Here is a 14,390-nt window from a genome sequence, read left to right on the forward strand (position 1 = left end):
GATATGAAGTGTAAAATATGATATACTATATGCATAAATGGAATGGTGCAGTATTCTAGTCAGTCTTCCGTTTCTGAAGGCGGGCCTAAAAATCCGCCAAAGGGCACATCGATGAAGTTCCTTGTGTTGGCTTGAGGCGCCCAGCCTTGGGTCAGTGCTGGGAGTTAAGGTTTTAGGGCGATCCACAAAGGCATGTGGGCGTTGACCCTATTACCGCGGAGGCCCATCGCTGTAGTGGTAACTAAGCCTAGGGACCATTATGGAATGGGGTATGAACCTGCATTGTAAGGAAGGGAATTCTTACATGTAGCGTAGCCTGCCTTGAGTGGTGTTTCGAGGGGATTAGAGTTACAGGATTACAAATTAGTTGGCCACTAATTTGTACATTTTATCTCTATGAAATCGTCACTGCAAAAGAGGCTAGGAAACGCCAAAAAGGCTGCTGAGGAAATCTCCTAGACTGTTCGCATTGACATTTAAAAGGGATTATAGTGTGGACTAAGTGGTAATCCAGTCTAGCAATAGGCGACTATGCTAAGATAGGTTTAAAGGGGAACCGCCCTTATGGCAACATGGGGTACTTATTTGGGAAAACCTACTGGACCTAAGCCGCAGTTTTTACCTTTTGAATGACCATTCCAACTATACATAATTTAGTTTTGAGGTATATGATGAAATCACAAATAAAACGATCGATGAAATTTAGTTTAACAATTGCCGTTATCACTTTTGTGTTAGCGGCTATTTTTACAATTATTTCCTCCTCTCTGTTAAGTGATGTGATATGGGTTGTAGGACTATTAATTGTACTAGTCATTGTTTCTATTGGAGTGCTATTTGATATGCTCGGAATAGCTTCTACCGCAGCAAATGAGCAACCATTTCATGCAATGGCAGCAGAGAAAGTTCACGGTGCAAAAGAAGCAGTTATCATCATTCGTAATGCCGATAAATTTGCAAGCTTTTGTAATGATGTTATTGGTGATATATCGGGGATTGTAAGTGGTACTGCCACTGCCATTGTTGTACTACAAATTGCCGATTTATTTGGTCAAAGTGAAGGATCTACCGGTCAAATTACATTATCCGTAGTTTTAACGAGTATAGTTGCTGCAATTACGGTTGGTGGGAAAGCACTTGGTAAATATGCAGCTATAAATGCATCAACATCTATTATTTTCTTTGCAGGCAAAGCGGTCTCGTTAATTGAACGCAAATTAAAAATAAAAGTTTTACCAAAAAATGAGAAGCAATATAATAAAATCAAATAATCAGTAAAGGATTTAATTGTAATGGGCAAAAAACGCTTAGATGTGTTGTTAGTCGAACGTAACTTAATGGAAACACGCGAGAAGGCCAAACGATCAATAATGGCAGGACTCGTTTTTTCAGAGCAAAATCGCTTAGACAAACCAGGAGTAAAGGTTGATGAGAATATTCCAATCACTGTTAAAGGTAAATTAATTCCTTACGTGGGTAGAGGTGGTCTTAAGCTTGAGAAAGCATTGAAAGAATTTACTATTTCCATGAAAGATAAAATAATGGTAGACGTTGGTTCGTCTACAGGTGGCTTTACCGATTGTGCTTTGCAAAATGGAGCAAAAAAATGCTACGCCATTGATGTTGGGTATAATCAATTGGATTGGAAACTACGAAACGATGAACGTGTAATAGTTATGGAACGAACAAACTTCCGATATGTAACCCCAGATATGTTAATGCAAGGTACTCCAGATATAGCCACTATTGATGTCTCATTTATTTCGCTAAAATTAATTTTGCCCGTTTTAAAGTTATTACTTAACGATAATAGTGATGTTGTAGCTTTAATTAAGCCGCAATTTGAAGCTGGTAGAGAACAGGTTGGAAAAAAGGGTATTGTACGAGATAAATCCGTACATTCTCAAGTAGTAAACAATATTATTCAATTTGCTATAAAGGAAGGATATCAGTTACGCGGATTAACTTATTCACCAATCACTGGAGGAGACGGTAATATTGAATTCTTAGCTCACCTTGGCTGGAGTTCCGATGTAAGGACCACCGATGTGAATACGGCGTTAATATACGAAGTTGTAGATCATGCACATTCCAGTTTACATGGAAAATAAATTTCCCATTTGGAGGAAATTCAATGAGCAAAACACAACGGCAAATAAAAATTCGAGAATTAATAATGAAGTATGATATTGAAACCCAGGATAGGCTCGTTCAAGAGCTAGAAAAATTGGGGTTTAATATAACACAAAAGACAGTTTCTAGGGATATTAATGAATTACAATTAGTAAAGGTTTCTACGTCTAGTGGTCGATATAAATATAGCCTACCATCTGATCACCGATTTAATCCATTGGAAAAACTGAAACGCTTAATACGAGATACATTCGTAAAAGTTGACCACGCTAGTCATTTTATCGTTCTAAAAACACTGCCAGGAAATGCTCATGCGGTGGGCGTTTTGATTGATCATCTTGAATGGGGAGAAATCATGGGAACAATATGTGGTGATGATACGTGCATGATTATCTGTAAAAATGAAAAAGACTCTTCTATGATTAAAGAACGGTTCTTAAATATGTTGTAAACGAGGAGAAGGTTTATATGTTAACAGAACTATCTATACGTGATTTTGCAATTATAGATGAACTTTCCATAACTTTTCACGAAGGTTTGACTGTGTTAACAGGAGAAACTGGTGCAGGTAAGTCAATTATTATAGATGCTGTTCAGCTACTTGCTGGCGGACGTGGTTCGGTGGAATTTGTACGACATGGCTCAAATAAGGCAGAAATAGAAGGATTGTTTTCCATTGATAACAAAGGTCATAATATTTATCAAGTTGGGAAAAATTATGGAATAGAAATTACTGATAACATGGTTGTTTTACAACGAATTATTACTTCCGCTGGTAAAAGCATTTGTAGGGTAAATGGAAAGTTAGTTACACTTGCCATTTTAAAAGAATTTGGAAAAACACTAATTGACATACATAGTCAGCATGAAACTCAAGCGTTAATGGATCCTGATAACCATATTGAACTTCTTGACTTGTATAATGAGCCAATCATCAATCAGTCGAAACAAGAGTACTTAGCAGTATACAATCGATTACAAACGTTAAAAAAAAGGTATCAGGAGTTAAATGAAAATGAACAAGAGGTAGCGCATAGGTTAGATCTCTTAACGTTCCAATTGGACGAGCTTGAACAAGCAAATCTTTTACCTAATGAAGACGAATTGCTTGAAGAAGAACGGGGTAATCTTGCTAATTTTGATCGTATTTATGTTGGTATTCAGGATGCGTATAATGCATTATACGGTGAACAAAAAGGCATTGAATGGTTACGTATGGCGCTACAGTCGTTAGAAGATAATAAAAATTATGATCCATTTTTAGCAAAAAAGGCAGAGGAATTAGCAAATCATTTTTACCTTGTCGAAGAACTATCATTTGACCTAAGAAATTATCGGGATACGTTAGAGCATGATCCTGACAGGCTAAACGAAATTGAATCTCGATTACATGAAATTAATCGTTTAAAAAAGAAGTATGGACCTACTGTGAATGATATCATCGAGTATATGGGTAGAATTCAAGAAGAAATTGAAGAAATAACGAATAAGGACTCTCATTTATCAAACCTCCAACATCAAATTGAAGAAATGGAGCAAGATGCCTATTTAGAAGCAAAACAACTTCATGATATTCGAGAAAAAGCAGCTAAAGAACTAACAAAAGAAATTCATCATGAATTAAAGGACTTATATCTAGATAAAGCCACATTTTCCATTGCATTTGATAAGAAAGATGATGATACACACCCTCACCTCCATAAAAATGGGTTTGATCATATCACATTTTTAATTTCTACCAATTCTGGGGAACCACTGAAGGAGATGAACAAGGTTGCTTCGGGCGGAGAACTATCCAGAATTATGTTAGCTTTAAAAAAGATATTTGCACAACATCAAGGTGTAACAAGTGTAATATTTGATGAAGTTGATACTGGAGTTAGTGGAAGAGTCGCTCAAGCTATTGCTGAAAAAATTAACCATGTTTCAGAACAATCACAGGTTCTTTGCATTACGCATTTGCCTCAAGTAGCCGCCATGGCTGATACGCATAACTTAATTGAAAAAAATGAAAAAAATAAGCGAACCATTACCGCTGTAAAAGAGCTTACCAATGAGCAAAAAATTGATGAACTGAGTAGAATGATAACAGGAGCAAAGCTTACTGACACCGCTAGGCAGCATGCAAGAGAAATGCTTCAATTAGCAGATTCCATAAAACTAAAATTATAATGGATAAAATTAGTTAAAAACCAGAAGATAAGTTATCTGGTTTTTTATTTTTTGTTCTACTATTTACTGATATCAGTAAATAAGGCTTTCTCCTACATAGAGGAAAGACAGATCATACATAAAATCATTGCTTTTTTTACAAATCTTTACTATGCGTTTTTTTTATAGGAAATGTTACACAGGTTTACTTGTTATTGACCAGTTTAAAAATAACTTGGTTCGGTCAAATTAAAGGTACAGACAAAGATTGGGTTAGGAATTGAGGAGAGTGAAATGATTGAAGTATCGTAATGAATTACGTATTTGTATAGGAGTGTTACTTTTTGCAGCGCTTGTTGCTTTACCTTTTTACACCCCAGTTCAGCAATATCTTTCCATTCCCAATAATATTGTTACTTTCAATGATGAATCGCCGATTTCTGTTCCAAGCTTAGGTCATTCTGTTGATGTAGAAACAACAAATGAGACTGTAAAAGCTGTAAGCTCAAACGAGTTTAAAACCGTCTCAGCAGGCAAAAATGAGTTGTTTTATACAATGGCAGGACTTCCAATAAAAAAAGTAGACGTTGATGTGTTGGAGGATCTACGTATAACTCCCGGTGGACAGTCTATCGGGGTAAAATTGCATACAGTTGGCGTATTGGTGGTTGGACATCATCAAGTGAATGGACAAAATAAAACACTGTCACCTGGGGAAAAAGCAAATATTAAAGTAGGTGACATTATCCTAAAGATAAATGGGGAAAAAATTAAAGAAATGCAGGATGTAAAACCATTAGTTGAAAAAGCTGGTAAGGCTAGCGAAGCGTTAAATGTAACCATTAAACGTGGAAATGAAAAAATAAAAACGAAGCTTAAACCAGTGATGGATGCTAAAGCTGATGAATATCGAATCGGACTCTATATTAGAGATTCGGCAGCTGGAATAGGTACGATGACATTTTATGATCGCGAGACAGGTAAGTATGGAGCACTAGGGCATGTAATTTCCGATATGGATACGCAAAAACCTATAGAAATTTATAATGGTGCAATTGTCAATTCGACAGTAACCTCGATTGAAAAGGGAACTAACGGAACCCCAGGTGAGAAACAAGCGAAGTTTTCAGTCGATGCTGAAAAAATTGGTACCATTACAAAAAATAGTCCATATGGGATATTTGGTGAATTAAATCAAAAAATGGATAACGGTAAATATAATAAGCCGATGCCAGTTGGACTTTCACATGAAGTTGAAGAAGGACCGGCAAAAATATTGACGGTATTAGAAGGAGAAAAAGTGGAAGCTTTTGATGTGGAAATTGTAAGTAGTGTACCACAAAAATATCCTGCAACGAAAAGTATGGTTGTTCAAGTAACAGACCCTGAACTATTGAAAAAAACAGGTGGTATTGTTCAAGGTATGAGTGGAAGCCCAATTATCCAAAATGGAAAAATAATTGGAGCAGTAACACATGTTTTTGTTAATGACCCTACTTCAGGCTATGGCGTTTATATTGAGTGGATGCTTAAAGAAGCAGGAATTGACATTTATAAAGGAGAAAATAAAGCAAGCTAATCTAGAAAATAAGCTCACACATTTATTGTGTGGGTTTATTTTTATTTTTCGACAAAGTGACTGATACTTTGTCAAAATTTATCACATGATAGCGAAATGATAAGAAAAACGGAGGAAAATAAAGATATTTTTCAATTAAATAAAGTTTTTTTAAATTTTAGCAGGTTATACGGAATTGATGTCGAAACTATAGCGTGGGAAATGTTTATTTTACATAAAGGAGGAAATAAAAGTGGAAAAAATTTCAGTTTGTTTAGTCGATGATAATCGTGAGTTAGTACAGGTGATGGAGGAGTATTTTGACGGACAGGAAGACATAGAGGTAATTGGAACGTCACATAATGGTAGAGACTGTCTTGACATGTTAAATGAAATGGAACCAGATGTATTGGTTTTAGATATAATTATGCCTCATGTGGACGGTTTAGCTGTACTTCAATCAATAAGAGGTTCAGAACGTAATAAATATCCAAATGTCATTATGCTGACAGCCTTTGGTCAGGAAGAAGTAATGAAAAAAGCGGTTGACTTAGGGGCTGCATACTTTATCTTAAAGCCATTTGACCTAGATAACTTAGCTGATCAAATTCGCCAAGTTCAAGGGAGAAATGTTCAGCCGACACAGGCAAAATCAGTTAATAAAAAAGGGAAGCAAAAGAAAGACCTAGAAGCAAATATTACAAACATTATTCATGAAATTGGTGTTCCAGCGCATATAAAAGGATACATGTATTTGCGTGAGGCAATTACAATGGTTTATAACGATATTGAACTCTTAGGATCAATAACTAAAGTATTATACCCGGATATTGCGAAAAAATATAATACGACTGCCTCAAGAGTAGAGCGTGCAATTCGTCATGCAATAGAAGTCGCGTGGAGTAGAGGTAATATAGATTCGATATCGGAATTATTTGGTTATACAATTAGCATTTCGAAAGCAAAACCAACGAACTCAGAATTTATTGCAATGGTCGCAGATCGATTGCGTTTAGATAATAAGGCGAGCTAATAAAAATAACACAAAAAGGGTCAGTCTCTCGTAGCTACAACATATTGTTGAAGTTAAGGGAACTGACTCTTTTTATGTATTGTAGGATAGTTTAAGGTTTTCGCCATTAAAGATTGCCGATAAGCCGAGCAATCATTTTAACTTAACTTTTCATATTTGTTTCCTTCGCATTATAGTTTCTTTTTCGATCTCGATGAACAATGAATCCTCCTATGAACGAAATTCCACCAATTAATAATATAAAACCAACAAAAAATTGAATACCTAGGTGAAAAAATATAGGATACAGTTCTTCAAATAATGCATCACGCATTAGCTTTATTCCGTAGGCTGAAATAACCCCTGGTATAACAAGAAGTAAAACAGCGATAATTCGAATCATGATGAAACCCCTTTAATAAATCTTCTTTTTAATAAGCAAAGAAAGTATAAACGAAAAGCTTTGCGTGCAACATCGAACCACCCACGTTGCGTGGGCGCAGTTTGTACGTTGCTAAACGGGCGCTTGCGCTTTTCTTATGTAATTAGTATAACAAAAGCACGAAAAAAATAGAAACAAAATAAAATTTGCTAAATCCTGCAGATTAACGTACAATATACGTGTGCAAAAAATTGCAAGGTGGGATCAAATGAAGCGAGTGCTTATTGTTGGTGCTGGTAAAGGCGGAAATGCTTTAATAAAAATTTTATCTGAGACGGACACCATGCAAATTGTCGGTGTAATCGATATCAACGATAGCGCTGTTGGCATGGATCTTGCAAGGAAGCTTGATATACATACAGATAACAATTGGAAAAATTGGATAGATGATGAGTTGGATATCATCATTGAGGCTACCGGCAATGAAGCTGTGTTAAATGAAATATTAGAAGTACGGAGCAGAAGAACAGTAGTGATACCGGGGTCAGTAGCATATATTATTTCGGAATTAATGGTCGAGAAAGAGTCACTTGTTGGACAATTAAAGATGGAAACAACGAATCAAGAATTAATATTAAATAATATCCGGGATGGCATGATCGTTGTTGATCATGAAGGATATGTTCAATTCATTAATAAAAGTGCAGAACGAATTGTTGGTATTTCGAAATCCAAGTCCATGAATCGTCCAATTCAGGCTGTGATTGAAAATTCTAGATTACCATTAATTTTACGTAGTCGTAGACGAGAAGTAAATCAAAAATTGATGCTTGAAAATGGGAAAAAAATTATTACAACGCGAATTCCCATAATAAATGAAGATGATGAACTTGTCGGAGCATTTGCAGTATTTAAGGACATTACAGAAGTTGTCGATCTTGCAGAAGAAAACACGGATTTAAAAGAAATAAAAATTATGCTTGAAGCAATTATCCAATCATCTGATGAAGCAATTACGGTAGTGGATGAAAATGGTAATGGGTTAATGATTAATCCTGCCTATACAAAAATCACAGGACTTTCTAGGGATGAAATTATAGGAAAACCAGCCACGGTTGATATTTCAGAAGGCGAAAGTATGCACATGAAGGTACTCGAGACTCGTAGACCTGTAAGAGGAGTACGTATGAAAGTTGGAGCATCTAAAAAGGATGTGCTAGTAAACGTTGCACCAGTGATAGTGGACGGCAAAATAAAAGGTAGCGTCGGCGTTTTGCATGATGTCTCCGAGATTAAATCCTTAACAAGCGAATTAAAACGTGCAAGGCAAATCATTCGTAATTTAGAAGCAAAGTACACATTTGATGATATTATCGGTTCGTCGCCAGAAATGAAACTTTCTCTTGAACAAGCAAAGGTCGGAGCAAAAACTCCTGCAACCGTGTTATTGCGAGGGGAATCTGGTACAGGTAAAGAACTTTTTGCCCACGCAATTCATAATGAAAGTGATCGGAAACATAATAAGTTTATCCGAATAAATTGCGCAGCAATCGAAGAAAACGTGTTAGAAACTGAACTTTTCGGATACGAAGAAGGTGCATTTTCTGGAGCTAAGCTCGGTGGAAAAAAAGGTTTGTTCGAAGAAGCGAATTTGGGAAGCGTCTTTTTAGATGAAATCAGCGAGCTCTCATTGCCTATGCAAGCAAAATTGTTACGTGTTTTACAAGAGAATGAAATTGTACGAGTTGGTGGGTCAGATCCAATAAGTATAAACGTTCGTATCATAACTGCAACGAATGCTAACTTAGAAAAAGCTATTACGAGTAAAACTTTTCGAGAAGATTTATACTATCGTTTGAATCGATTACCAATTTATATTCCATCGCTTAAAGAACGAATAGATGATTTACCGGAATTGGTCACACATCTGATCTACAAAATTAATCAGGATTACGGAAGGAATGTCCGTACAATTGATAAGGAAGCATTAAATTTTTTAACATCATATCACTGGCCTGGAAATGTGAGAGAACTTGAAAATGTTTTAGGACGAGCCATGATTTACATGGATACAAACGAAGAAATAATAAAATTGAAACATATCCCAAGCTTAACTTCCACAAGGCCAATAAACATGAATGAATTGGAAAGAATTGATGGGAAACAGGGCACACTACAGGATGCGGTGGAAAAATTTGAAGCAACTTATATTAAGCAAATTTACCAAGCAAATCATTACAATAAGACAAAAACAGCGAAAGAATTAAATATTTCTATTCGTAATTTGTATTATAAAATGGAAAAATATCGCATCGAAAAGTATAGTATGCAGGATTTTTCATAACAAATAATTCTGTATGCTATGTAATTACAGTTTAAAGCGCTTACATATTGGAGGTTGAGATGAGAAACCTAGAAGAATTAAAACGTGATGCTAAAAAGGAAAAGAATCAAATAGTGTCAGTAGCCAATGCGGCAGATATCGAAGTGCTTATGGCAGTGCGCGATGCTATTAGTGAAGAATTATGTTCGTTTATTCTCTTTGGAAAAGAAGAGGTTATAAATAATACATCTGAAGAAATTGGACTAGATATAACTTCATCAAGAATTCAAGTAGTCTCTGAAGAAATGGATCCTGCCGGAGAAGCAGTGAAGGCAGTGAGCAGTAAAAAAGCGGACATCTTGATGAAAGGTAATGTGTCAACAAAGTCACTTTTAAAAGCTGTTCTCAATAAGGAATATGGACTTCGGTCTGGGAAAGTGCTATCACATGTTGCCCTTTTTGAGATTCCGAACCAAGAACGACTAATCTTTTTAACTGATGCAGGAATGAATATAGCACCAACCCTGACAGAGAAAGCTGAAATTATTACGAATGCAGTAAAAATCGCTCATGGGATCGGAATAGAGCAACCAAAAGTAGCTGCGCTTGCTGCAGTGGAAGTAGTAAATCCTGCTATGCAAGCTACTGTTGACGCAGCTGTTCTAAGCCAAATGCAAAATCGAAATCAGATACAGGGCTGTGTAGTTGATGGTCCACTTGCATTTGACAATGCGGTATCGTTAAAGGCTGCAGAACATAAAAACATTCAGTCAGAAGTTGCAGGATTAACCGATATTATCGCAGTTCCAACAATTGAAGTTGGAAACGCGTTATATAAATCATTTATGTATTTTGCAAATGCTAAAGTAGCAGCGGTAGTAAGTGGGGCAAGCGCTCCTATTGTATTAACATCTCGCGCTGATTCAGCATCGAGCAAATTATATTCTTTAGCACTCGCACTAGTGTCATCAAAACAATTTTAGGAGGAACAATAATGGAAATCTTTACTTATATGGAGAAATATGACTACGAGCAACTAGTATTTTGTCAAGACAAAAATTCAGGATTAAAAGCAATTATAGCAATTCATGATACAACACTAGGGCCAGCACTTGGTGGAACTAGAATGTGGACGTACAAATCAGAAGCTGAAGCAATTGAAGATGCATTACGATTAGCTAAAGGCATGACATACAAAAATGCTGCTGCTGGACTTAATCTTGGAGGCGGTAAAACAGTTATAATTGGGGACCCTAAAAAGGATAAGAATCCTGAAATGTTCCGTGCTTTTGGTAGATACATTCAAGGATTGAACGGGCGCTATATTACTGCTGAGGATGTAGGTACAACAGTTAACGATATGGATTTAATCCGCTTAGAAACAGATTTTGTAACAGGAATTTCACCAGAGTTTGGTTCATCAGGGAACCCATCTCCAGTAACAGCACTTGGTGTATACAAAGGAATGAAGGCTGCTGCTTTAGAAGCGTTCGGTAGCGATTCATTAGAAGGGAAAACTGTAGCTGTACAAGGTGTTGGAAACGTTGCTTATACACTTTGTGAGCATTTACATGAAGAAGGTGCAAACCTAATTGTAACGGATATCAATAAAGAAGCAGTTGATCGCGCTGTAAATGCATTTGGAGCAAAAGCTGTTGACCCGGATGATATTTACAGTGTAGATTGTGATATCTATGCACCATGTGCACTAGGTGCAACAATTAATGATGAAACAATCCCGCAATTTAAAGCTAAAGTTATTGCTGGTTCAGCAAATAATCAGCTTAAATCAACAAAGCATGGTGATATTATTCATGAAATGGGTATTGTTTATGCTCCGGACTATGTTATTAATTCTGGTGGAGTAATTAATGTAGCGGACGAATTAAATGGATATAATGCTAAACGCGCATTGAAGAATGTGGAGACAATCTATGATATTTTATTAAAAATATTCGAGATTTCAAAACGAGATAATGTTCCATCTTATGTTGCTGCAGACCGTATGGCAGAAGAGCGCATTGCATCTGTTAGAGCATCAAGAAGCCAGTTCTTATTAAATGGCCACCACACATTAAGTAGAAGATAAGTTTAAAAAGGTACGTAACGGAGGTTAACAGCATTGCAACAACAAACATTTCGTATTTTAGTGATCAATCCGGGATCTACCTCTACCAAAATAGGAGTTTTTGATGATGAGACATGTATCTTTGAAAAAACAATCCGACATGATGTAGATGAGATTGCAAATTATAATCGAGTAATAGAACAATATGATTTCCGTAAAAATGTCATACTAGAACAATTAGATCATGAGGGAATTAATATATCCAAATTAAGTGCAGTTTGTGGTAGAGGCGGTTTACTTCGTCCGATTGAAGGTGGAACATATGAAGTCAATGACGCAATGCTTCATGATTTGCGACAGGGATTCAATGGTGAACATGCTTCTAATCTCGGTGGAATAATTGCTAATGAAATTGCTAGTGGACTAAACATTCCTGCTTTCATCGTCGATCCAGTGGTAGTTGATGAACTTGATGATATTGCGAGAATTTCTGGAGTTCCGGAAATTCCTAGAAAAAGTATTTTCCATGCCCTTAACCAAAAAGCGGTTGCTAGACGAGCAGCTAAAGAATTTGGAAAACCTTACAATGAAGTAAATTTAATTATCACTCATATGGGTGGTGGAATCACTGTAGGTGCACATAAAAATGGGAGAGTTATCGATGTGAATAACGGATTACATGGAGACGGTCCCTTCTCACCAGAGCGTGCTGGAACAGTTCCTGCTGGTGATTTAGTATCTCTTTGTTATTCAGGTCAGTATTACCGTGATGAAATGATGAAAAAATTAGTAGGTCAAGGCGGCTTAGTTGCTTATTTACAAACAAGTGACGCTGTTGAGGTAGAAAAACGAATAAGTAGTGGAGATAAAGTTGCTGAAGAAACATATGAAGCAATGGCATACCAAATCGCTAAAGAAATTGGATCTATGAGTGCTGTGTTAGAAGGCAAGGTTGATGCAATTATTATGACTGGTGGTTTAGCGTATGGAAAATCATTTGTAGAAATGATTTCAAAACGGGTGAACTGGATTGCGGATACCATTGTTTATCCAGGTGAAAATGAACTTCAAGCATTAACAGAAGGTACGTTGCGCGTACTACGTAATGAAGAATCACCAAAAACTTATCCGACTATTCAAGATTAAAGGAGCGAAAAATATATGGCAAAAGAGTATGATCTGGTCATCCTTGGAGGAGGAACAGGCGGATATGTAGCAGCAATAAGAGCTTCACAGCTGGGATTACAGGTTGCTATTGTTGAAAAGGGAGACTTAGGTGGGACTTGTCTTCATCGAGGCTGTATCCCTTCAAAGGCGTTACTTCGTAGTGCAGAGGTTTTACGACAAACAAAAGAAGCCAGTGAATATGGAATTGATACAAAGGACACAACATTAAATTTCACTAAGGTTCAAGAAAGAAAAACTAGCATTGTTAAAACCCTACATCAAGGCGTTCAAGGTCTTATGAAAAAAGGGAAAATTGATGTCTATGAAGGATTTGGACGTATCTTAGGACCAAGTATCTTTTCACCGATGCCAGGTACCATTTCTATTGAATATGAAAATGGTGATGAAAATACAATGATCGTTCCTAAAAACGTATTGGTTGCTACTGGTTCAAAACCAAAATCACTACCGGGTCTTGAAATTGACGGATCATCTGTTATGACTTCAGACGAAGCATTACAGATGGAAGAATTACCAAAGTCAATCATCATTGTTGGAGGTGGAGTTATTGGAATCGAATGGGCCTCAATGCTTGCCGATTTTGGGGTGGAAGTAACAGTCATTGAGTATCTAGATCAAATTTTACCAACTGAAGACGAAGCAATTGCAAAAGAAGCACAAAAGCTGTTGAAAAAGAAAGGTATACAGTTCGTAACTGGAGCAAAAGTGCTACCAGAGACGTTAACGAAAGACAGTGGTGTTAAAATTGAGGCAGAAATTAATGGTAAAAATGAGAGTTTCGCAGCTGATAAAATGCTCGTTTCTGTCGGAAGAGAAGCAAACACTACAAATATTGGTTTAGAGAACACAGATATTGTTGTTGAAAAAGGGTTCATTCAAACCAATGAATTTTTCCAAACAAAAGAATCACATATCTATGCAATTGGAGATGTAATTGGTGGTATGCAATTAGCACACGTTGCATCACATGAAGGAATTGTGGCTGTGGAACACATGGCTGACCAAGAGACACACCCAATTGAATATGAAAACATACCAACTTGTATTTATTCAAATCCAGAAATTGCTAGTGTTGGATTGACAGAAAAGCAAGCAAAGGAAAAAGGCTTTGACGTAAAAGTAGGTAAGTTTCCATTCAAAGCAATTGGTAAAGCTTTAGTTCATGGGGAATCAGATGGCTTCGTAAAGATTATTGCTGACAAGAAGACAGATGATTTGTTAGGGTGTCACATGATAGGGCCACATGTTACAGATATGATTTCTGAAGCTGGTCTTGCTAAAGTATTAGATGCAACTCCATGGGAAATTGCCGAAAGTATTCACCCACATCCAACCTTAGCAGAAGTAATGGGAGAAGCGGCATTAGCTGTAGATGGAAAACAGATACACGGGTAAGGTAGGAAAAGCGAAGGCGACTGCACAGCGACGTACAAATAGAGAGACAGGTGAAAAGTAGGGTGTTTTCCCCTACGTTCATCCTGAATATCTATTTGCTAGACGCTAGAAGCCGTAGCTAGACAAGGAAAAGCGAAGGCGACTGCACAGCGACGTACAAATAGAGAGACAGGTGAAAAG

General features: G+C 36.8%; 12 protein-coding genes. 11 read left to right on the forward strand and 1 reads right to left on the reverse strand.

Features of this window, described 5'->3' with window-relative positions:
• The first annotated feature begins 671 nt into the window (after positions 1 to 671).
• The 6 genes from ACY9Z2_RS04980 to spo0A all read left to right on the forward strand — a co-directional run bounded on the left by ACY9Z2_RS04980 (position 672) and on the right by spo0A (position 6,875).
• A complete protein-coding gene (locus tag ACY9Z2_RS04980) occupies positions 672 to 1,271 on the forward strand; it encodes a hypothetical protein (RefSeq protein ID WP_463608505.1) in 600 nt (199 codons plus the stop codon).
• Positions 1,272 to 1,286: 15 nt separating this feature from the next.
• Positions 1,287 to 2,111 carry a TlyA family RNA methyltransferase gene (locus ACY9Z2_RS04985; RefSeq protein ID WP_463608522.1) on the forward strand — a complete coding sequence of 275 codons (825 nt, stop codon included), beginning with the start codon at positions 1,287 to 1,289 and terminating at the stop codon, positions 2,109 to 2,111.
• Between the two features lie 23 nt (positions 2,112 to 2,134).
• Positions 2,135 to 2,584, forward strand: coding sequence for a transcriptional regulator AhrC/ArgR (gene ahrC, locus ACY9Z2_RS04990; RefSeq protein WP_463608506.1), 450 nt, complete (start codon positions 2,135 to 2,137; stop codon positions 2,582 to 2,584).
• A gap of 17 nt (positions 2,585 to 2,601) precedes the next feature.
• Positions 2,602 to 4,305: a DNA repair protein RecN gene (recN, locus tag ACY9Z2_RS04995; protein ID WP_463608507.1), complete on the forward strand. Its 1,704-nt coding sequence runs from the start codon at positions 2,602 to 2,604 to the stop codon at positions 4,303 to 4,305.
• 277 nt (positions 4,306 to 4,582) lie between these two features.
• Complete coding sequence (spoIVB, locus tag ACY9Z2_RS05000) at positions 4,583 to 5,863, forward strand: SpoIVB peptidase (RefSeq protein WP_463608508.1); 1,281 nt, start codon at positions 4,583 to 4,585, stop codon at positions 5,861 to 5,863.
• Between the two features lie 232 nt (positions 5,864 to 6,095).
• On the forward strand, positions 6,096 to 6,875 hold the full coding sequence (gene spo0A / locus ACY9Z2_RS05005; protein ID WP_463608509.1) for a sporulation transcription factor Spo0A: 780 nt from the start codon (positions 6,096 to 6,098) through the stop codon (positions 6,873 to 6,875).
• 142 nt (positions 6,876 to 7,017) lie between these two features.
• On the opposite strand, the gene ACY9Z2_RS05010 is transcribed toward spo0A, so the two are convergent.
• Positions 7,018 to 7,257 (reverse strand): DUF2627 domain-containing protein, encoded by a 240-nt coding sequence (locus ACY9Z2_RS05010; protein ID WP_463608510.1) that lies wholly within the window; start codon positions 7,255 to 7,257, stop codon positions 7,018 to 7,020.
• Positions 7,258 to 7,504: 247 nt separating this feature from the next.
• Here ACY9Z2_RS05010 and ACY9Z2_RS05015 point away from each other — a divergent pair, with 247 nt between their 5' ends.
• Genes ACY9Z2_RS05015 through lpdA form a run of 5 tightly spaced genes read left to right on the forward strand, consistent with a single transcriptional unit; the run spans position 7,505 to position 14,210 of the window.
• A complete protein-coding gene (locus ACY9Z2_RS05015) occupies positions 7,505 to 9,580 on the forward strand; it encodes a sigma 54-interacting transcriptional regulator (RefSeq protein ID WP_463608511.1) in 2,076 nt (691 codons plus the stop codon).
• A gap of 59 nt (positions 9,581 to 9,639) precedes the next feature.
• Entirely contained in the window at positions 9,640 to 10,542 is a 903-nt protein-coding gene (gene yqiS / locus ACY9Z2_RS05020; RefSeq protein ID WP_463608512.1) for a phosphate butyryltransferase, read from the forward strand.
• 11 nt (positions 10,543 to 10,553) lie between these two features.
• Positions 10,554 to 11,648: a branched-chain amino acid dehydrogenase gene (gene bcd, locus ACY9Z2_RS05025; protein ID WP_463608513.1), complete on the forward strand. Its 1,095-nt coding sequence runs from the start codon at positions 10,554 to 10,556 to the stop codon at positions 11,646 to 11,648.
• A gap of 33 nt (positions 11,649 to 11,681) precedes the next feature.
• A complete protein-coding gene (gene buk / locus ACY9Z2_RS05030; protein WP_463608514.1) occupies positions 11,682 to 12,773 on the forward strand; it encodes a butyrate kinase in 1,092 nt (363 codons plus the stop codon).
• Positions 12,774 to 12,788: 15 nt separating this feature from the next.
• The gene (gene lpdA / locus ACY9Z2_RS05035; RefSeq protein WP_463608515.1) at positions 12,789 to 14,210 is read left to right on the forward strand and encodes a dihydrolipoyl dehydrogenase; all 1,422 of its coding nucleotides are present in this window, start codon (positions 12,789 to 12,791) and stop codon (positions 14,208 to 14,210) included.
• The last annotated feature ends 180 nt before the right edge of the window (positions 14,211 to 14,390 follow it).

This window comes from Virgibacillus sp. GM2-2 (assembly GCF_055329585.1).

Excerpts from the sequence above, each read along its gene's own strand:
- ACY9Z2_RS04980 (WP_463608505.1), top strand. The coding sequence starts at position 672 with ATGAAATCACAAATAAAACGATCGATGAAATTTAGTTTAACAATTGCC.
- ahrC (WP_463608506.1), top strand. The coding sequence starts at position 2,135 with ATGAGCAAAACACAACGGCAAATAAAAATTCGAGAATTAATAATGAAG.
- recN (WP_463608507.1), top strand. The coding sequence starts at position 2,602 with ATGTTAACAGAACTATCTATACGTGATTTTGCAATTATAGATGAACTT.
- ACY9Z2_RS05010 (WP_463608510.1), bottom strand. The coding sequence starts at position 7,257 with ATGATTCGAATTATCGCTGTTTTACTTCTTGTTATACCAGGGGTTATT.
- ACY9Z2_RS05015 (WP_463608511.1), top strand. The coding sequence starts at position 7,505 with ATGAAGCGAGTGCTTATTGTTGGTGCTGGTAAAGGCGGAAATGCTTTA.
- yqiS (WP_463608512.1), top strand. The coding sequence starts at position 9,640 with ATGAGAAACCTAGAAGAATTAAAACGTGATGCTAAAAAGGAAAAGAAT.
- bcd (WP_463608513.1), top strand. The coding sequence starts at position 10,554 with ATGGAAATCTTTACTTATATGGAGAAATATGACTACGAGCAACTAGTA.
- lpdA (WP_463608515.1), top strand. The coding sequence starts at position 12,789 with ATGGCAAAAGAGTATGATCTGGTCATCCTTGGAGGAGGAACAGGCGGA.